2 protein-coding genes are annotated in these 933 nt (G+C 61.5%); one reads left to right on the forward strand and one right to left on the reverse strand.

Going from position 1 to position 933, the window contains the following annotated elements:
• Positions 1-685, forward strand: a 685-nt coding sequence (locus OP495_RS18440; RefSeq protein WP_280571227.1) for a LysR substrate-binding domain-containing protein, incomplete at its 5' end; no start/stop codon positions are given.
• A gap of 46 nt (positions 686-731) precedes the next feature.
• On the opposite strand, the gene OP495_RS18445 is transcribed toward OP495_RS18440, so the two are convergent.
• A partial coding sequence (locus tag OP495_RS18445; RefSeq protein WP_280571228.1) for an aldehyde dehydrogenase family protein occupies positions 732-933 on the reverse strand: 202 nt, incomplete at its 5' end.

Below are 933 nucleotides of genomic sequence, written 5' to 3' on the forward strand. Positions count from 1 at the left end.
CGAGGCGCTGGATGCCTACCAGAGGCTGGAAACCGGTCATCTCTCGCTGACGGTCGGGGAGGGCTTCGTTGGGGATCTTCTCGATACGCCGCTGCGAACGTTTACCGAGCGCTATCGCGGTGTGCGTCTGGATGTAAATACGGGCAGTACCAGCGACATCATCGAGGCGGTGGTCGAAGACGATGCCCATATTGGCTTGATGTACCACGAGCGGCTGCATCCGCAACTGCGTTTCTGGCATTCCAGCCGTCAGCCGCTGGTGGCGTTGATGTCGCCATCACATCCCTTGGCGGCTATCGATAATGAATTGTCTCTCGCCACACTCAGCGAGCATCCCATGGCATTATGGCGCACCGGCCACGGGGTACGGCAGTTGGTCGACGAGGGCTTTCGCGAGGCGGGGTTGGGGCAGCACGTCACGATGCAAACGAACTCGCTTTCCGTGCTGCTGCATTCTGCTAGATCGGAACTCACCCTCACGCTGCTGCCGGCCTTTGCGGCTGCTCGGGAACTAGAGGACGGGGCGCTCGTGGCTCGTACCGTAGACTGTGAACGCTTTCGTCAGGCACATGCGCATATCATCACCCGGGTTGGACGACGCATGCCGAAGGCGGGTTTGCAGTTGTTGCGGCATCTGGAACGTTGGATGCGGGCTTTCAACTCAAGACACGGAACGAGCCGGTGAGGCCGGCTGCCGACCAGGCGAATGGGCGGCAGCCGGTTCGACGGTGTCAGCTCACGCCGCTGCCATAGCCCATGGCGACGCTGGCGGTGGGGGCGGTTTCCACCCATACGCTCTGTGCCACGGTGTATTCCTTGAGTCCTTCCATGCCACTGGAGCGCCCGAAGCCGCTGTCGCCGAATCCGCCGAACGGCGACATGACATTGATCACCTTGTAGCTGTTGATCCATACCGTGCCTGCCCGCAAGCGC

The sequence above is a fragment of the Chromohalobacter sp. 296-RDG genome (assembly GCF_029889885.1).
Taxonomy (GTDB): domain Bacteria; phylum Pseudomonadota; class Gammaproteobacteria; order Pseudomonadales; family Halomonadaceae; genus Chromohalobacter.